At 38.6% G+C, this 19692-nt stretch carries 16 protein-coding genes; 14 read left to right on the top strand and 2 right to left on the bottom strand.

Annotation, left to right across the window (positions count from 1 at the left end; genetic code table 11):
* Positions 1-50 precede the first annotated feature (50 nt).
* Positions 51-395 (bottom strand): hypothetical protein, encoded by a 345-nt coding sequence (locus tag FD16_RS08465; RefSeq protein WP_155804429.1) that lies wholly within the window; start codon positions 393-395, stop codon positions 51-53.
* 52 nt (positions 396-447) lie between these two features.
* On the opposite strand from FD16_RS08465, the gene FD16_RS08460 reads away from it, so the two are divergent.
* From FD16_RS08460 to FD16_RS08435, 6 genes are all read left to right on the top strand, one after another.
* Positions 448-648 carry a hypothetical protein gene (locus FD16_RS08460; RefSeq protein ID WP_010623231.1) on the top strand — a complete coding sequence of 67 codons (201 nt, stop codon included), beginning with the start codon at positions 448-450 and terminating at the stop codon, positions 646-648.
* 388 nt (positions 649-1036) lie between these two features.
* A complete protein-coding gene (locus FD16_RS08455) occupies positions 1037-2266 on the top strand; it encodes an acyltransferase (RefSeq protein WP_010623230.1) in 1230 nt (409 codons plus the stop codon).
* A complete protein-coding gene (locus tag FD16_RS08450) occupies positions 2190-3725 on the top strand; it encodes an AMP-binding protein (protein ID WP_010623229.1) in 1536 nt (511 codons plus the stop codon). Before FD16_RS08455 ends, FD16_RS08450 begins: the two co-directional genes overlap by 77 nt.
* A 4-nt stretch (positions 3726-3729) precedes the next feature.
* Complete coding sequence (locus FD16_RS08445; RefSeq protein ID WP_010623228.1) at positions 3730-4884, top strand: acyltransferase; 1155 nt, start codon at positions 3730-3732, stop codon at positions 4882-4884.
* A 442-nt stretch (positions 4885-5326) separates the two neighbouring features.
* Positions 5327-6706 carry a branched-chain amino acid transport system II carrier protein gene (gene brnQ, locus FD16_RS08440; protein WP_010623227.1) on the top strand — a complete coding sequence of 460 codons (1380 nt, stop codon included), beginning with the start codon at positions 5327-5329 and terminating at the stop codon, positions 6704-6706.
* Positions 6707-6956: 250 nt separating this feature from the next.
* On the top strand, positions 6957-8153 hold the full coding sequence (locus tag FD16_RS08435) for a cation:proton antiporter (RefSeq protein WP_010623226.1): 1197 nt from the start codon (positions 6957-6959) through the stop codon (positions 8151-8153).
* 195 nt (positions 8154-8348) lie between these two features.
* Here the strand turns inward: FD16_RS08435 and helD are convergent, their stop codons facing one another.
* On the bottom strand, positions 8349-10655 hold the full coding sequence (gene helD / locus FD16_RS08430) for an RNA polymerase recycling motor HelD (RefSeq protein WP_405045380.1): 2307 nt from the start codon (positions 10653-10655) through the stop codon (positions 8349-8351).
* A gap of 353 nt (positions 10656-11008) precedes the next feature.
* Between helD and trpS the strand changes: the two genes are divergently transcribed.
* The 8 genes from trpS to metG all read left to right on the top strand — a co-directional run bounded on the left by trpS (position 11009) and on the right by metG (position 19606).
* Positions 11009-12025: a tryptophan--tRNA ligase gene (trpS, locus tag FD16_RS08425; protein WP_010623224.1), complete on the top strand. Its 1017-nt coding sequence runs from the start codon at positions 11009-11011 to the stop codon at positions 12023-12025.
* Positions 12026-12188: 163 nt separating this feature from the next.
* Complete coding sequence (locus FD16_RS08420; RefSeq protein ID WP_010623223.1) at positions 12189-13106, top strand: Ppx/GppA family phosphatase; 918 nt, start codon at positions 12189-12191, stop codon at positions 13104-13106.
* Between the two features lie 128 nt (positions 13107-13234).
* Positions 13235-14491: a hydroxymethylglutaryl-CoA reductase, degradative gene (locus tag FD16_RS08415; RefSeq protein WP_010623222.1), complete on the top strand. Its 1257-nt coding sequence runs from the start codon at positions 13235-13237 to the stop codon at positions 14489-14491.
* Position 14492: 1 nt separating this feature from the next.
* Positions 14493-15446 (top strand): hypothetical protein, encoded by a 954-nt coding sequence (locus tag FD16_RS08410; protein WP_010623221.1) that lies wholly within the window; start codon positions 14493-14495, stop codon positions 15444-15446.
* A 4-nt stretch (positions 15447-15450) separates the two neighbouring features.
* A complete protein-coding gene (locus FD16_RS08405; protein ID WP_010623220.1) occupies positions 15451-16149 on the top strand; it encodes an NAD-dependent protein deacylase in 699 nt (232 codons plus the stop codon).
* 54 nt (positions 16150-16203) lie between these two features.
* Positions 16204-16527: a hypothetical protein gene (locus FD16_RS08400; protein WP_010623219.1), complete on the top strand. Its 324-nt coding sequence runs from the start codon at positions 16204-16206 to the stop codon at positions 16525-16527.
* A gap of 63 nt (positions 16528-16590) precedes the next feature.
* Positions 16591-17451 (top strand): DUF72 domain-containing protein, encoded by an 861-nt coding sequence (locus tag FD16_RS08395; RefSeq protein WP_010623218.1) that lies wholly within the window; start codon positions 16591-16593, stop codon positions 17449-17451.
* A 130-nt stretch (positions 17452-17581) separates the two neighbouring features.
* The gene (metG, locus tag FD16_RS08390) at positions 17582-19606 is read left to right on the top strand and encodes a methionine--tRNA ligase (protein ID WP_010623217.1); all 2025 of its coding nucleotides are present in this window, start codon (positions 17582-17584) and stop codon (positions 19604-19606) included.
* Positions 19607-19692: the final 86 nt, after the last annotated feature.

The following is a 19692-nucleotide window of genomic DNA, read 5'->3' as shown; positions in this document are numbered from 1 at the left end:
CCAGTCGAAAGACTGGCGGTTTTTTATTTATAAATAAAAATTATTGATTTTTACCGAAGAGCTTCGACCCCAATACTAAAAATTCGATCTAACTCATCGTAATCGCTAAAAATATTAAATTTTTGGTTTGTTCTTTGAATCCATTGAGGTATTGCTTTAACTCTGCCTACAAAAAAGCATTTATCTAATTCACTTATTTCCTGTCTTCTATTGATGAGCTGTTCTACAAAAAAATTAAAAAAAGCACTAATAAATTGATCATCATGACTTTGAAATTGAATTATGTCTTTAAGTTCGGAACTTTTTATTTGAGCTAATAGTTTAAAAGGATGCTCATACAAGGAATTTGTATCAATTGCCTCCTCATCCAAAACTTTTTGGAAGACTGCATTCAAAAACTCATACTTATCAGTAAAATGAACGTAAAATGATGAGGAACAACTGAAGATGCATGACATCGTAGAAAAAGTTGGTCAAGAATTAAAAATTCCAGTAAAGGAAGAATATGCTGACCCACAAGAATTAGACTTTGCGCATCAGTTGTTCGCCATGGATATTCCTGCTTCAAGTAAGTTAACCCGAGAAGCATTGAACTGGGTCCCAACTCATGCTGACTTACTAACAGATATGGAACGCTATTTTAAATAAGATCCGGAAAATAAATTTTTAGAATGTTGAATTAAAAGGTCACGTAACGAAGTACTAACTTTGTTACGTGACCTTTTTCATGAAATAATCAAATATTCGTTAGTTCTTCAAATTATTTACGTGAATATTCATATTATATCCTTCCTTTTTCGCATTTTGATCGTTGGCATTTCAAAACAGACGAGTAAATTTAACTCTTGAAATAAATAAACCAAAAGGAAGCGATCAAGATGAGAAAACATCGAAAACTAAGCAGAGCAGCATGGATCATCAGCAGCGTCGCCACTTTGTCATTGGTTGTCGCAATTATTAAGCTACATTAATTGCTAGTAAGAGATAGAGAGAAGAGGGATAATCATGATTCGATTTATTGAATGTGAGGTGCGTCATGGCATCTAAAAAGAAGCGCCCATATTTATACGAAGTTGATCTGATGAGAGTGATCTTCATCTTTGGGGTGCTTCTTAATCACACAACTACTGCGTTTGAACGAGCAACAACGAGTGGCTCTGCAAGCCAATTATTTTTTAACGGTTCACATTTGATGCTTCATTTTACCAGAATGGGCTTTATGTTCATGACTGGATTAGTGTTGACGTTGAATTATTATAATCGCAAAAAAAATTGGCCTTTGTTTTGGAAAAAGAGATATTTAAGTTCTGGAATTCCCTATGTTGCATGGAACGCTATTTTTATTGCGTTGGCAATGATTGGTACTGGGGTGGCCTTTAATTATTCAAGTTTCATTGGTAAGTGGGCTCACTCAATTTTATATGGCGATAGTTTTTACATGTACTATATTTTAGTCACTTTTCAACTATACCTACTATATCCACTCATTGTTAAATTGTTTAAAACGGTTAAAAATCATAATTTGATTTTGATTGGTAGCATTGTTATCCAATTAATTTTGTTAGTCACTTTCAAATATATTTTTCCACACATTGATACAAGCAACTGGTGGTACTTGTTCAGGTCTTATGGAGTCAATGTATTATCATATCAACTCTATTTTATCTTTGGTTCTTATGTTGCGGTTCATTACCGAGAATTCGATGAATGGGTTCATGCCCATGCCCGTGGCTTAGGTATTTCTACTGTACTTTTAGCATTCGGAACAATTGGACTTTATTTCTTTGATCGCAATGTTTTGCACTTAACGATGGCCAAAACACTAGAAGTACACCAACCATACTTGATGGTCTACGCACTTGTGATGATCTCGTTTGTTTTCTGGCTCGGTCGTCAATACGCATACAAACGACAGCATGGCTTGAATGCAAAGGTAGATTGGATTATTAGGATGGGTGCCAAAATTTCGTTTGGTGTATATCTTGATCAGACCATTGCTTTGTCAATTCTCAAAGGCATAATTTCTCAAACATCTCTGCCTTCTTGGGCGTACGTTTTTCTGTTGCCATTTGGCTACGTATTTGTGGCAGCCGGCTCATTCTTAATCGCTTGGTTCTGTTATAAGGTACCACCGTTTGGTATTTTAATCGGCAGGCCCCAAAAGAAACATCGAAAGGAAGTAACTGAATATGACAAAACTTACAAAACAACTTACAAAACAACTAGTATTACACCAAAACGAGGGTATGATCAAAGATTTGAATAGTGACCAATGGTTTACTGGTGGTCAAATTGCTAAGGATGTCGCTTCCTTACGTCAACATTTTATTAACCTCAAAGTACGCCAGTCTGACTTGGCACTTGTTTGTTTGGACAATTCAGCAGTCTATCCGGTGATTACTCAGGCATTCTTTGAGATGGGGATCATTGAACATCCGGTGGCAGCAACAACGCCGATTGCACAATTACAGTCCGAATTTAATGAACATGAATATGCTTTAGTAGTTGTCAAAGAAGAATTGGCTGCTCAAATAACTAATGATTCTAAATTGGAAAGGACTTCGATTCACCTAACAACGGAAGACAACTTAGCAGTGTTTATTAACACTAAACTTGTTAGTGATCGCGAAATTGAAAACCCTACTGAACCAGGTGAAGAAGACCTAGCATTAATTTTGAATACGTCAGGGACCACTGGAAAACCGAAACGCGTGGGTTTAACACATCGTATTTTGAACAATGCTGCTCATCATGATATTGAATCCCATGAGTTGACCGAAGATGATACAACAATGATTGTGATGCCAATGTTTCATATCAATGCACAAGTTATCTCGACTCTCTCGACTCGTCTGTCCTGCGGTAAAATTGTGATTGCACAAAAATTTAGTGCTAGTCGTTTCTGGCAGCAAGTTGCTGACAATGGTGTTACATGGGTTTCAGTTGTTCCAACGATTATTTCAATTTTACTAATCAACGACAAAGCTAACTTAATTTATTCACAATTACGTGATCAAATTCATATGCGTTTTGTGCGAAGCTCATCTTTCTCACTGCCAGAAAATAAATTTATTGCTTTCCAAGATAAATTTGATACTCAAATTTTAGAAGGCTATGGTATGACTGAAACTTCAAGCCAATGCACAATCAATCCGTTCAACGCTCAAAAAATTGGATCGGCCGGTAAGGCATTCGGCACAGAACTTGCTATTTTGGTGAATGGTAAATACGAAACTAACGATACTGAGATCGGTGAAATTGTTGTCCGCGGTGATCATGTCATTTCAAGTTATATTGATCCACAACCGACATCATTTCAGGATGGTTGGTTTCTAACTGGTGACCTAGGTTATCTTGACGAAGATGGTTACTTGTTTGTCAAAGGACGTAGTAAGGACATGATTAATCGTGGCGGTGAAAAGGTTGCACCAGCTGAAGTTCAGAGCATCCTATCGCAACTTGACTTTATTGAAGAAGTTGCTGTGATTGGTATGCCAGATGATTTATATGGTGAAGCAGTAACAGCGGTAATCAAGCCTAAAGATTCAATGGCTGATCATGATGAAATGGAGCAAAAACTGTTTGACTATGCACAGTTTAACTTAGCTAAGTTTGAACAACCAACTCAGGTTTACTTTGTTGAAGATTTTCCACGTAATCCAACCGGTAAGATTTTGCGTCCTAAATTAAAGGATGAATTACTTAGCGTTTCTGCTGGAAAGTAACAATATGAAGGTATTACAAAAGAGAACTAATTCACCATACTTGTTAGAGTTTGATTTGATGAGACTACTACTCATTATGGGAGTCTTGTTCACTCACACGGAAACGACAATGGGTAACGCAACCGATCCGTCATCTTGGAGCCGAATGGTTTTTAGCTACTCACATTTGATGTTGCACTTTACTCGCATGGGCTTCGTATTTATTACGGGGTTTGTGTTGACATGGAACTACAGTAGGCGACGCTTTAATTGGCTTAATTTTTGGCAGAAACGGTATGTTCGCATAGGTATTCCATATGTGTTCTGGATAACTGTGTATTTAGCGGGAATTATGCTGATTAAGACAAGTCGAATCAATTCTGCAAATTATTTTCACAATTGGCTTTCAACGATTCTTAATGGCAGCCAATTTTATATGTACTATTTAGTGTTGGCGGCTCTTTTGTATCTAATTTTTCCAATTTTTATTTGGGTATATGATCGGTTAGCAAAATATCACGCATTAATATTAATAGCCAGTTTTGTGTTACAGATGGTGTTAGTTTATATTGCTAAGTATGTCAGTTTGGCAGCCAATGTTCATCCGATGCTATCCGTGATTTATTATCACTACGGGAATGATCCTTTGCTCTACCAGCTTTACTTTATAATGGGGGCAACAATCGCCTATCATTACAAAACTCTTGTTCCTCTGATTGACCATTTTAAGAAATCAATCACACTTGTAGCCGTGTTGTTATCATTTAGCACGATTGGGCTTTACTGGTTTAATATTCACGTGTTGAGATTTTCACACCACAAGTCAGAATCTATTCATCAACCACTAGTTATGTTAATGGATGTGATGATGATCACTGCGCTATTTGCACTTAGTCATTGGCTAGTACCAAGAGTGAAGTATTTAAACCAAATTCATTTTAGTGGGCAAATGACTTTTGGCATTTATTTAACTCAAACAATTTTTCTGACCGGTTTGGCGGGACTTTTAAGATTGACTGATTGGCCTTCATGGGTTTATTTAGTGACAATGCCACTGGCATTTGCGTTAGTTTTCTCAGTTGCTTACGGCTTTGTTGCCATCTTATCCAAAGGTCGACTTACTCGCCTATTAGTGGGCCTAAAATTAGAAAATAAGAATAAAATGAAAAAATCCTATTGACAACACTTTAAATACGCGTTATTCTACTTACAACATTAAAGATAAATTAGAACGTTGATGAGAAGAGTAGGCCTTTGCAGGACTTAAGAGACCCCTAGATTGGTGAGAATGGGGAGCTTGTACAGGTTGAAAGTAATCTCTGAGAGTTGAATGCGAGTTTCGAGTGTTCAATGGGTGCACCCATTATAGTGCCAAGGTATCGTCACAATTGTGACCGTACCTGGTGAGGCATGTTCTGTGAAGAATGTGCAATTATGAGGTGGTAACACGCGATGCGTCCTTATTAGACTAGATAGTCTAATAAGGACTTTTTTTATCTTTAAATTTAAAGAAAGAAGGCTTAAGCATGGAATGTTTCAAAGCGAGTAGTAACGGCGGAATAATTCGAGTCAGTCTCTTAGAATAGTCAGATGTTATTGATTTATTCAAAGGGGATTAGATTATGAAAGACAAAAAATTAACTAAAGGTAATTATATTTTTATCGGTTCAATGTTGTTCGGAATGTTCTTCGGTGCAGGAAACTTAATTTTTCCAATCCATTTAGGTCAATTAGCTGGTAGCAACTGGTTGCCAGCTGCAATTGGATTTTTAATCACAGGAACACTTCTGCCATTGTTAGCGATTATTGCGATTAGTATTACAAAGTCAAATGGTATTTACGATTTGGCCAAACCGATTAGTAAGAAATATGCAACGATTTTTATGATTTTACTTTGTGCGACACTTGGGCCACTGTTTGCAACACCACGGACGGCAACGACACCGTTTCAGATCGGATTTGCACAACATTTGTCAGCAAGTCAAACACCAATTGCATTATTCATCTATTCACTGATTTTCTTCGGCATTACTTGGGCATTTGCTAGAAAACCAGGGGAAATTATTAATTCGATCGGTAAGTTGTTAAATCCAGCGTTCTTAATATTATTGGCTATCATCTTTGGTTTTTCTTTCATGTCACCAATGGGCAAAGCATCAGGTCAAGCAACAACATCAGCTTACCAACATGCATCGTTTTTAAATGGTTTCTTGCAAGGCTATAATACGATGGATTGTATCGCAGGATTATTATTTGGTATCGCAATTGTTACAATCATTCGTAATCTTGGGCCAAAAGATCCAGCAAATATCGCAAAGGCAACCGCTAAGTCAGGTTTAATTAGTATCACTCTTGAAGCAATTATCTATCTGATCCTCATTTGGATCGGTGCTACAAGCCTTGAATACTTTAAGGTTTCAGCTGACGGTGGAATTGCATTTAGTCAAATTGCTAATCACTTTATGGGTATTCCAGGTGAAATCATTTTAGCAATAATGGCAACTCTAACATGCTTAACCACATCAATTGGATTATCGACTTCATTTGCTGAAGCATTGCACACACGTTTTCCAAAGATCAGTTATGCCAAATGGAATGCATTTACTTGCTTGTTATCATTTTTAATCGCCAACCTAGGACTTGACCAAATCATTGCATGGTCATTACCAATGTTAATGTTTGTTTATCCGCTCGCAATTACTTTAATTGCACTTTCCATCTTATCGCCTTTATTTAAAAAGGCACGTATCGTTTATATTATGACAACGTTGTTTACGTTAATTCCAGCACTACTTGACGGAATCACTTCGGCACCTGCAATCATTTCTGCTAGTGCTTGGGCTAAAGCTTTATTGAAAATTGATTCATACTTGCCATTTGCTAGTTATGGAATGGATTGGGTTATTCCGGCAATTCTTGGATTCATCGTGGGTCTCATTATTTTAGGTTTCCAATTAGCAATGGGACGTTCTAACAAGACAATCGTGAGTCAAACAAATTAATAAATCACACATAAAATCACATCACATAGAAATATCACATATTAATTCAAGCACATAGTTTCAAAAACATATTGAAGTATTCTAACGATTAACACATAGAAAAACACATAGAAACGAAGTACTTTAACGATCAAACACATATAATATAAGTTAGACGTGAAAATGGGCATCGGTTTACGTAGCTGCTAAGTGTGGGCATAGCAAGCGCAAGTAGGCCGATTTTTCACATTACATAGAGGGAGGCGCAAACATGAAATTTATTGCAACATTAGCAGCATTATTGCTTTTGACGCAGATTGCCGCTCATCTTTGCCACCGATTAGAAATACCTGGTGTCCTCGGAGAAATATTGATTGGCATTATCGTGGGGCCGGCCATTCTTGGCTGGATTCATCTTGATCAAATGATGAATGAATTTCAAAATATTGGGGCCATTCTACTGATGTTTATTGGGGGATTAGAAAGTAATTTGGATTTGTTACGCAAATATTTACGGCCAGCAATTATTGTGGCCGTGATCGGCGTCATTTTTCCAGTAGTTTTAATGGGAGCTGCTAGTTTAATGTTTGGTTTTTCAATGATGGAATCACTGTTCATTGGAGTTGTTTTTTCGGCAACGTCCGTCAGCATTTCAGTAGCCGTGTTGAAAGAGTTCCACTACCTTGGAACTCGCGAGGGAGCGACAATTCTGGGAGCTGCGGTGGCTGATGATGTGATTGGCGTGATCTTACTCAGCATCATGATCAGCTTGATGCATCAAACAGGCATATCAACAAGTGGACCATCTACTAGTCTGATCCTAGTTTTCATTGAACAAATTCTATTTTTCACTGGCGTTTATTTATTGGTAAAATGGCTAGCGCCAATTTTAATGCGGTTAAGTGAAAGAATGCTAACGACGCTTGCTCCGACCGTTATGTCAATGGTGATTTGTTTTAGTATGGCAGCTGCAGCAGATTATGTTGGTTTGAGCGGCGCTGTTGGGGCGTTTTTTGCTGGAATTGCGGTGGCTCACACGAGAGAACGAGAAGTAATCGATAAAAGTGTGGAACCAATCGGATACGCCATATTTATCCCACTGTTCTTTGTTAGCGTTGGGCTTAATATGACATTGTCGCACTTGTCTCAGTCAGTAGTATTTGTACTGGTAATGACCGTGTTGGCATGCTTAACCAAGCTAATTGGTTGTGGTCTTGGTGCCGCAATTAGTGGCTTTGGGTTGCGAAGTGATTATTTAGTTGGTGCGGGGATGATATCTCGAGGTGAAATGGCGCTGATCACTGCTCAAATTGGCTTTAGTGCTCATTTGCTGTCATCAACTTATTATTCTGATATTATTTTGGTAATTATTTTAGCAACTGTGATCGCACCATTTGTTTTGAAACATGCTATTAAACATCATGGAACAACAGAACGGGAGACATCTGGAGTTGAAACCGTAATGTAAAAAGTGATAGCGAGAACATGCGATTTATCGAAAAAATAAGGCTCACAAGATCAAAATCCGAAATTTGATCTTGTGAGTCTTATTTGGTTAGTGACAGCCGTTTATTGCACCATTAGATTATATAAATTAAAGCAAGAATTAGTAATTTAGTACTGCTCATATTTCGACCAACTTAATTTTTTGAGTATATTGGCGCTACACTTTATGCTCAATCTCTAATAGCTCAGCAGGAGCTCCCGTAATGTACGGAGTCACTGAACCAATACTCAGCAATGTTAACGCATGCATTGCTCTGGAAGCCATTGTGTATAAAATACCGATCGAACGATCATTACCATAATTGTTTTCAGATACGTCGTAACAAATGACTGCATCAAATTCTAGCCCTTTTGCCAAGTAGATTGGTAACACGAGGATCCCAGTTGGCAACGTTCGATCTGTATCCGTTAGTAAAGAAACGTCAGTATGACGATGAAGTACTTGAAATACTTCGTTTGCCTGTTTTGCATTCTTAGTTAGAATAGCAACTGTTTTATATTCATCAGCTTGTTTTGTGGCCTCTTGTAGCAAGGCATCGTTCGCACCTACACTGTCATAGCGAACAACAATCCGTGGTCGGCTACCATGGCGGCTGAATGCCGTAATTTGATCACCATCCGGCAGCATGGCCTTAGCAAAGTTCGTAATTTCTGTTGTTGAACGATAACTTCGGTTTAGAGAAATTAAATTTGGCCGTTTAGCATTAAGAGCCGTGCTCAGACGCTCTAACATCACCTGTGGAAGTTCGATATTTTTAAATAAAGCCTGTTCACTATCGCCAAGAATGGTAAATTTAGCATTGGCAAAGACATGCTTGAAATAAATCAGCGAAGCAACCGAGTAATCCTGCATTTCATCAATAAAAACATACTGTAATGCACGATTTTGACCTGATCCAGTAATTAGGTCTCGTAGGTAAAGCAAGGGTGCACAATGCATCAGCTCGATTTGATGAAATTCAATTTGATGCTGATAACGGTTAATCATTGTTTGCCATTCATCATAATCAACGCTGTCCGTCAAATCCGATTGGCGCAAAAATGCACCATATTGAGCATAAAAATCAATGAAGTAGTTATTGTAAATGGCGTCATAGACGATCCTAAGTCGTCTACGTGCCAAACGCCGAGACAGATACCTAACTTGATCGTCTTCTGAATCGAATTCTTCTGGACGATGTTTTCCAAATAAATTAAGAATATCCTCGTCACCTAAGTGATTTAATTCCTCATTCACCCAGTCTTTTTTTGCTTCGGCTTTAATTCGTTGTTTTAATTCACGAATTAACGTGTTCTTGGTTGCTAGTATTTTATCTGTGAGATGGATAGCGGTTGGTTGTTTTGCAAAAATATTTTTGATATGGTCTGCACTAAAAAATACCTGACCTTCGAACAGAATGTTAGTAAATTGAATGTCGTCAATGTTTAGTTGAGCGGCATATCTGGCAACTTGCCGCATACATTCTGCGCCTTCAAGAACCGTTTGAACTGCTTTTTGATTGTTGGTTTGAGACTGTTCTGTTTCAAACCGTTCAAAAATCGTTTGGACATCCAAACCTTCAAGTCGTCTATTTAGAAATTCTGCCAAAGTAATTTGGCGCATATTGCGTTCACCCAAGCTTGGAAGAACTTCAGAAATGTAATGACTGAATAAACGGTTAGGTGAAAACAGTACTATTTGATCAGCATTTAGACTTGCCCGACTGTGATAGAGCAAGTAGGCAATTCGTTGCAGAATGGCAGATGTTTTACCACTGCCAGCGACACCTTGTACCAACAAGAGATCACTGGTGGTGTCGCGAATAATATCATTTTGTTCTTTTTGAATAGTAGCCACGATATTTTGCATGTACTGGTCGTTCTGACTGCCAAGTGCCGCTTGTAATACCTCGTCACCGACAGTTTCGTCGGTATCGAACATATTAGTGATTTCGCCATTTTTAATAGTAAATTGGCGTTTTTTTGTTAATTCAGTCGTTTGACTTCCAGCTGGTGTCTGGTAATGAACTTTACCTAACGTACCGTTGTAGTACACACCAGCAATTGGTGCACGCCAATCATATATCAAAAACTCAGATTTTTCTTCATTCATTAGCGAAGCAATGCCAATATACAACTTTTCTGAATTGATCTCTCCAGGATCCTTAATGTCAATTCGACCGAAGTATGGTGATCCCTGCAGGTTGTTCAGTGTGTCTAATTGGTGCCGCAAAATCGATTCGCTTTCAACAGCTCTTCTAACCAACTGCCGTTGTTGCTCAATCATCGCGTTAGTTTCCATTGCATCATCGACTTCATAAGTGTTAACAGACGCATTGTCACTGTAATTTTGTTCAACGGCACGCGTTTCATCATGAGCATTTGTTAAAAGATCCTTGGTGGTTTCAATCTGTTCTACTATTTGATGTTGAACGTTGGTCACTCTTTGTTGTTCTAGCTGTCGTTCATCTTGTTCTGTCACCAAAAAACCTCCATTTCAAAAATCCCGTTAAAAGTGTTTATTCATTGTAAGTCCTGTCACCAATGATCGCAAGCAATTGAGCCAAATATCCGCTAGTGATTAAGAATGTTTGTTATTTGAATTAGGGTTCTTTACTTTTGTTGCTTTGATCGGTACACTTAAAGAGTTATAAGTAGCGTCGATTCAGCGAGAAGTGCAGTTGGTGAGAAGACTTCAAGTACGCGAAATGGGTGAAGATGGTTTCCCGCCGTAAGGGATGAGAGGCAGCTCGAATGCTGCAAGTTAGGTGGTACCGCGCGACGACGTCCTATTGCATTATTGCAGTAGGCTTTTTTTATAGAATCGGAGGAAGCAGCATGGCAAAGAAAACAATTTTAACTGGTGATCGACCAACAGGTAAACTACACATTGGTCATTATGTTGGCTCACTTAAAAATCGAGTTGAATTACAAAATTCTGGAGATTACGATACATACATCATGATTGCTGACCAGCAAGCATTGACTGACAATGCACGTGATCCCGAAAAAATTAGACATAGTTTAATTCAGGTTGCATTGGATTATTTAGCCGTAGGAATTGACCCCGCTAAATCAACAATTTTAGTTCAATCGCAGATTCCTGCCTTGAATGAGTTAACAATGCATTACTTAAATATTGTCACTGTCTCACGTATTAGTAGAAACCCGACGGTCAAGACAGAAATTAAGCAGAAAAAGTTTGGTGAAAGCGTCCCAGCTGGATTCTTCATCTACCCCGTTAGTCAGGCCGCAGATATCACGGCATTTAAAGCCGATACAGTTCCTGTTGGGGATGACCAGGAACCGATGCTTGAGCAGACAAGAGAAATTGTCCGTTCATTTAACAGTATTTACGATAAGGATATCTTGGTTGAACCTGAAGGATACTTTCCAACCAAGGGACAAGGCCGGATTCCTGGTCTCGATGGCAATGCCAAAATGAGTAAGTCTTTGAACAACGCCATTTATTTGTCAGATGATGCAGACACAGTTTCCAAGAAAGTCATGTCAATGTACACAGATCCTGAGCATATTAAGGTCAGTGACCCTGGTCATGTTGAGGGTAATACTGTATTTACTTATTTGGATATTTTTGATCCAGATAAAGATCAAGTTGCTAAGTTGAAGGAACAGTATCAGGCTGGTGGTTTAGGTGACGTGAAAATTAAGCGTTACTTAAATGAAGTGCTGGAAGAGACCTTAAAGCCAATTCGCGAACGACGCTCACAGTACGAACAAGATATCGATTACGTTTATCAGATCCTAAAGGAAGGTTCTGAAAAAGCAAACATTGTTGCTAATCAGACGCTCAAAGAAGTTAGAGACGCAATTGGTATTAATTACTTTAAATAATAGTTAAGGATGACAGATTCAGTTATATCAGTAATGGTATGTTGAATCTGTTTTTTGCGCTTAAATACGATAATTTTGAGTGCTGTCTTGTTGATGAAATGGTATGATTAATAGGAATAAAAAAGTTAATGTAATTGATGTTTAATGTACTGGAGGTGAAATAGTGGAGAATTTGGCAATTGTGGATCTCGGCTCGAATTCAGTGAGAATGGCTATCACCGAAATTGCGGCTGACGGCAGCTTCCGGGAAATTAAACGAGTTAAGGAAGATTCACGAATTTCTGAAGGAATGGGACGCGAAAAAATCCTGCAGGAATCGGCAATGGAACGAACAATTGCTGCAATGAAACGGTTCAAAAAATTATACATTGGCTTGCCTAATCTACAAGTCCGTGCGATCACAACAGCCGCTGTTCGTCAGGCAAAAAATCAAGCAGAATTTTTAGAGCGAGTAAAAAAAGAAGTTGGACTGGATTTGCAAGTTTTATCAGGTGCTAAGGAGGCCTATTACGATTATCTAGGAGTCGTTAGAACTTTAAAACTTGAACATTGTCTTATCTTGGACACAGGCGGTGCAAGTTGTGAGCTGATATTAGTTCAGCACCAAAAAGCCAGAAATTTAATTTCAATACCAATTGGTGCCGTTAACTTATCGGAACAGTTTCATTTAGGTGGCTACGTGAAAGCCGTTGACCTGTTTAGAGCTCAAGTGTCTGTTAACGAAAGACTAACCAAAATTCCATGGCTTAAGTATGCGCATCACGTGCCCATTGTTTTATTGGGCGGCGCTAACAGAACTTTAGCAAGAATGAGTCGAAATTATCGACATAAGACACGGGGCAGTATTCATGGATATCGACTTTCATCAAGAGCGGTGTATGCCACCTATCGTGAGTTATTGAATAAAAATTTAGTTCAAAGAAAGAAAATATCCGGACTTGAACCAGAAAGAGCGGATATAATTATCGGCGGAATGTTACCACTTGTTTGTTTGCTTCAAAGGAGCAGTGACGGTCGTGTGATTTTCTCTGAAAGTGGTGTCAGAGAGGGCGTTATCGCGGAGTATGTTAAAAATAAGTAGAATGTAAAAAACTAATAGATTATGTGCGCTAACTGGTGGGTTAAACTATTTCTGACTTTGAAATGAGTTAATTCAGTGTTAGTCGCAATAATCTTGCTTTTTTTAGAGCTCTATTGTGGAGGATCTTCATGACAGATTGGCAACATGGTTTTTATAGACGCTCCCTTGCAGAACGTCAATCAATTATTGAAAGAACTTTTGACTTAAACGTTCAGCAACGTAATCTAATCGACAAAAAAAGTGATGAAATTGGTAATCAGATGGTAGAAAACTACTTTACTAGCTATTCATTACCTGAAGGACTGGCACTAAATTTAGTAGTAAATCAAAAAAAATATAGTGTACCAATGGTAACTGAGGAGCCCTCAGTAATTGCTGCTGCCAGTAATGGATCAAAGATTGTGGCAAAAAATGGTGGCTTTCTGGCTCCAGCACAACCACATTTAATGATTGGTCAAGTCGTGATAAACCAGGTTGAAGACTATTCAGCGGTGAAATCCTGGTTTACCAGTAATCAAGCACATCTGTTAGAAATAGCTAATGCTGCTCATCCATCAATGAAAAAACGGGGTGGTGGAGCTCGAAACTTACGTTTGCGATCATTAAAGGATAATTATTTGTCAGTTGATATCTCGATTGATACGGTAGATTCAATGGGAGCAAATGTTGTTAACACTATGTGTGAAGCGATTGGCAAAGAATTATCAAATGTGGGGATGCATGTTATCACGGCCATTCTCAGTAATTTAGCGACAGATAGTTTACAATCAGTGTCATGTAACATTGCCACGAGTGATCTGGCCACGGATAAAAAAAGTGGACGGGAAACTGCCCAGTCAATCGCCGAACTTAGCCATCTAGCACAAATTGATCCATACCGAGCTGCGACGCATAATAAAGGAATTATGAACGGCATTGACGCTTTGATGATTGCTACTGGTAATGATTGGAGAGCTGTTGAAAGCGGCGCACATGCATTTGCTGCGATGTCTGGTTCATACCGTGGCTTGAGCCAATGGTCGATTGATAAGGATATCTTGCATGGCGAAATGACCATTCCTTTACCTGTCGGAACGGTAGGTGGGTCAATTGGCATCGTGCCATTAGTTGGAGTAGGAAAGCAGATTACTAAGATTGACAATGCAAAAGAATTGTCGGCTGTTGTGGCAAGTATTGGATTGGCTCAGAATTTAGCCGCATTAAAAGCGTTAGCAACAACAGGAATACAATCAGGCCATATGAAGTTGCAGTATCGGTCACTGGCGATTGAAGTTGGGGCACAAACAAACGAAGTTGACGACTTGATTACACGACTTCAGGCACTAACTCGAGTTGATAAACAGTCTGTGAGACAAGAACTATTGAAGCTACGAAAGGATAAATAGTATGGCAGAAATTACTTTGAATAAAGAAGCACAGAGTTTGCTGGATGAAGTTAATGAAATGTACCCGGGTGTGGTGCTTGTTCATTTTGGTGACCAAAAAACTGGTTATGTTAGGCATGACCAGGCTAAGCAAGAAGGGCTATCAGGGGGAATCAAAATTACCGTTACGGACGTTACCGCGCCGAATTACACTGCCTCCCACGAGCTTTTGCATTTATTAATGATGCTACAGGGATTTCCTCAAATCTTTTTCCAAGTGACTTTTGGGGATGAAAAACTTGACGAACAATTAATGATTATGGCGACGGATCTTTACAATGCTGCAATGCATGTCTTGATTGTGCAAGAGCAGCGCAATCATAATTTGATTGACGATCAAGTTGAACAACTGTACTTGAAGGGCATCGATGAAACTCTGACTAAGGAGTCCGATAAAGAGGACGATGAACGGACACTACGCTTGTTTACACTATTAGACGCAATGGTGTTTTATGGTAATCATATCGATAAAGTAGCGACACATTTACAAGATCTATATCCGCAAGCATATGCAGCGGCTCAAAATATGTACACTGTGCTCATGCAAAAAAAGATTGACTCTCAATTTACTATGAGACGGGCAATTGTCAGATTGTTCCGTGCGTTTGATGATCAGATGGCTGACTGGGGCTTGCCAGCATTGCATAACAATGAATTTACCACTTTATCGGGCGTATTTAGTGAACGACAATTAAGACTTGAAGTTCGCCAATTGTTTGAAATTTTTCACTCTGATATGACTGACAAAAATAATAATCAAAAAGCATATATTGGATTGATGCGCGGCGATCGTCAAAATTCATTTGTGATTGAACCGCCAAAGGGCAAAACTGATACCTTTTTTAAAGATACTTATGACAAGACAGTACAAGAGTTGTTGACAGAAATTAATATGCCATACAGTGTAAGGAAGTAATCTAATGGATGAAGCAATTCAAGAACAGTTCGATCAAGCACATAACATTGTGTTTTTAACAGGGGCAGGTGTCTCCACAGCATCTGGAATTCCAGATTTCAGATCAGCCAACGGTCTGTACACACAAAATAAGAATGCTGAGTATTACTTAAGTCATGCCTATTTTTCTTCCGATCCGGATGGATTCTACGATTTTTGTAAGAAAAATTTGTACTTTCCAGATGCTAAACCTAACATTATTCATGAAAAGCAGTCAGCTCTGACTAACCAGGGTCGTGCTGCAGTCATTACACAAAATATTGACAATTTGTACGAAAAGGCTGATACCAAAAACTTGGTTGATTTTCATGGTAATTTGTTTAACGTTTATTGTGAAAAATGTCGTAAATCAGTTGATTGGCATGAATACTTGAAAAATAGAATTCATGAAGAATGTGGTGGTCCATTGCGTCCAGACATTGTTTTGTACGATGAAGGCATTGAATCAAAGTCCATTAATCGTTCATTAAATTATCTGCAAAGCGCAGATTTAGTCGTTATTGTCGGAACTTCAATGAGGGTTTATCCGTTTGCTGGATTACTTAATTATCGTAATCCCAATTCACAAGTAATTGCGGTTAACCAAGAAAAGTTAAACTTACCAATTGAATTTGAAATGATTCAACAGGATGCGACGGATTTTTTTGATCAACTAAAAGTGTGAAAATGTTTATTTCACCTATGAAATCGGTTACAATTGACGTAAGAGGTGATGATCATGACTCGGGACATGGTATTTGAACAATTAAGCAAAACAGTGACTAAAATGCGGGCTGTCCGCATGTCACAAGTATTGTTCGATTTTGCGATGATTTATGGCATCATATGCGTAGTGATGGGCGGTGCACGGGTTGTTATGTTCAACCAGACGTTCATTCAAAATGATGCTATGATTGTAGTTTTATTGATTTCCGTGGCTGACTTGTGTCTGGCTGTAATTCGTAGAAATTATCGTAGTCAAGGAATTGCGTTGTCAAAACAGTTAACTGGACGTCTGAGTGATCAAGAGGCACAATTGATTCAAGCATTGAAACGTTTTTAAGATTGAGAAGATATTAAACTATCGAGCGTGCTAAAGATGCACGCTTTTTTTAGGAGCTAATTTATGATAACAATTGGACTAACAACGTGGTTTGATCACCCGTCGTTGATTAAAGAAGACAGGCAGGTCAGGCTTGATGAATATGCGGCAAGATTTCCAACTGTAGAGGTTGATAATCCATTTTATGGGATTCCTACGACTTCCACGGTTAGACAATGGCAGACTGCAGTACCGGAAACATTTCAATTTATTTTAAAAGCTAATCGCGAAATGACAATGCATCCACAGGACGATCGCATGAAAGATCCAGTGACCGATGAAGCAAGGCGAAAAATATTTCAAGATTATCAGCAAATGTTACAGCCGCTGGTTGCAACAAACCAACTAAAAACAGTTTTGTTTCAGTTTCCACCCTATTTTAAAGCTGAACCGGATAATTTTACGTATTTGAGAAAAATTAGGGCAATGATGCCTACTACGCCAATTTCAGTTGAGTTTCGTAACGCATCATGGTTTGATCCTGTTATTTTTAACCAGTTGACTGAATATTTTAAAGATCTTAAATTTACGCTAGTAGCCGCTGATGAGGCTCAGACCGCAATTGGTTCTGTCCCATTTAATTTATCGGTTACCAGTCCTCATCTAGCATTTATCAGATTACACGGTCGTAACTTGGAGGGGTGGGGTAATGCCGGCCCAGAATGGCGCAAGAAGAGAACTTTGTATCGCTACAATGAAACAGAATTGGAACAATTAAAGCAAGCAATTGATAAAATTAAACCACAGGTGAAGGAAGTATGTGTGATTTTCAATAATAATTCAGGACACGATGCTGCTGATAATGCACTTCAATTGCAAAAAATGATGAACCTCAAATTTAATGGTTTGGCTAAAAGACCACCAGAACAATTAGATTTATTTTAGTCTTGATTATTCGGCTAAGTTCCAGTAAATCAAGGAGTTCTGTTCGCACTTTACCTACATATTTGCTATACTACTAGTTAATGTGTACTAATTTTAAAGATTAATTTTAAGTAAGAAGGGAAGGCCTCATATGGCTGAACAAAAACCAACATTTTATATTACCTCACCAATTTACTATCCATCTGGTAAGCTGCATATCGGCAATTCTTACACGACAATTGCCTGTGATGCAGAAGCACGCTTCAAGCGGCTAATGGGTTATGACGTATTTTACCTGACTGGTACTGATGAACATGGTCTAAAAATTGAAGAAAAAGCCGAAAAATTGGGTAAAGATCCGCAAACCTACGTTGATGAAATGGCTGATGGCATTAAAAAACTTTGGAAGTTATTGGATATTTCAAATACTAAGTTTATTAGAACCACTGATGATTATCATGAAGCAGCAGTTCAAAAAATCTTTGAAAAGTTGTTAGCTCAAGGAGATATTTATTTAGGTGAGTACGAAGGCTGGTATTCGGTTTCTGATGAAGAATACTTTACAGAAACTCAGCTTGCTGAAGTATATCATGATGACAACGGTAAGGTGATTGGTGGTAAAGCACCATCGGGTCACGAAGTTCAACTTGTTAAAGAAGAATCGTATTTCTTTAAGATGAGCAAGTACGCTGATTGGCTACTTGACTACTATCACCAGCACCCTAACTTCATTCAACCGACTGCACGGATGAATGAAATGATTAATAACTTCATCAAACCTGGTCTGGAGGATTTAGCCGTTTCACGGACAACTTTTAACTGGGGAGTTAAAGTTAAAAGCGATCCGAAACACGTTGTATATGTTTGGATTGATGCGTTGACGAACTATATCACGGCGCTAGGTTATGGTAGTGATGACGATGGTAATTTTAAAAAGTATTGGCCTGCAGATGTCCACATGGTTGGTAAGGAGATTGTCCGTTTCCATACCATCTATTGGCCCATTATTTTACATTCACTCGGTCTTGAATTACCAAAACAGGTATTTGGCCATGGATGGTTGTTAATGAAAGATGGCAAAATGTCTAAATCTAAGGGTAATGTCATTTATCCAGAAACGCTGGTTGAACGCTATGGCCTAGATGCTGTTCGCTATTATTTGCTTCGAGCAATGCCATACGGTAACGATGGTGTATTCACTCCTGAAGATTTTGTGGATAAAGTTAACTTTGATTTAGCCAATGATTTGGGCAACCTGTTAAACCGCACAGTGGCAATGATTAATAAGTACGAGGACGGCAAGGTTGTTGGTAATACTAGTGCTTCCACTGAATTTGATGCTGATTTGGAAAAGACGGCTAACGAGACAGTAGCTGAGTTCAAAGACTTAATGAACCAGATGCACTTTAGTGATGCTCTTCAAGCAACGTGGAAACTAGTATCACGTGCAAACAAGTACATTGATGAAACGCAACCTTGGTTATTAGCTAAGGATGAGTCAAAGAGTGCTGAACTTACTGACGTAATGAGTAATTTGGCAAAAAGTCTGCGAGTTATTGCGGGACTATTGCAACCGATTATGACTCAAGCACCTGCTAAGATTTTGGGACAATTGGGATTAGATGGTGAAAACCTACAAATTGATTCGTTAAGCTTTGATGATTTTCCTGAAAGTTCACAAGTGGTTGCCAAGGGTACGCCAATTTTCCCTCGTCTGGATGTTGATCAGGAAGTTTCGTTTATTCAGGGCGAAATGACTAAAGATGAAAAGAAAAAAGGCCGGGCAGCAATGGAAGAAGCAAAAAAAGCAGCACAAAATAAGAGTGAGCAAGTTATTGATGGTAAGAAGCCGATCAGAATTGAAGCTTTTGACAAAATTGAATTGAAAGTTGCTCAAATTAAAGCGGCAGGACATGTTGAAGGTGCTGACAAACTACTGAAGTTCCAACTTGATGATGGTACTGAGGAAGGTCGCCAGATTCTTTCAGGAATTGCCAAGTGGTATCCAGAACCAGAAAAATTAGTTGGTAAAAAGGTGATAATTGTTGCTAACTTAAAGCCACGCAAGATGCGTGGTGAATTGAGTCAGGGAATGTTACTATCTGCGGAACATGACGGTGAAGTCAAATTAGCCATCGTTCCTGATGATTTGGTTAATGGATCAGGTGTCGAATAAAAAGATTTGCAGTAATAAGAATATTGTTTGACAGTGTCTCTGACATTAATCATGAACTTTATGATCGTTGTCAGAGACACTTATCC

It is taken from the genome of Paucilactobacillus suebicus DSM 5007 = KCTC 3549 (assembly GCF_001434475.1).
In the GTDB taxonomy this organism is placed as follows: Bacteria; Bacillota; Bacilli; order Lactobacillales; family Lactobacillaceae; genus Paucilactobacillus; species Paucilactobacillus suebicus.
Note: the sequence above shows the minus strand (reverse complement) of the source record. Positions and strands in the feature narration are given on the sequence as shown.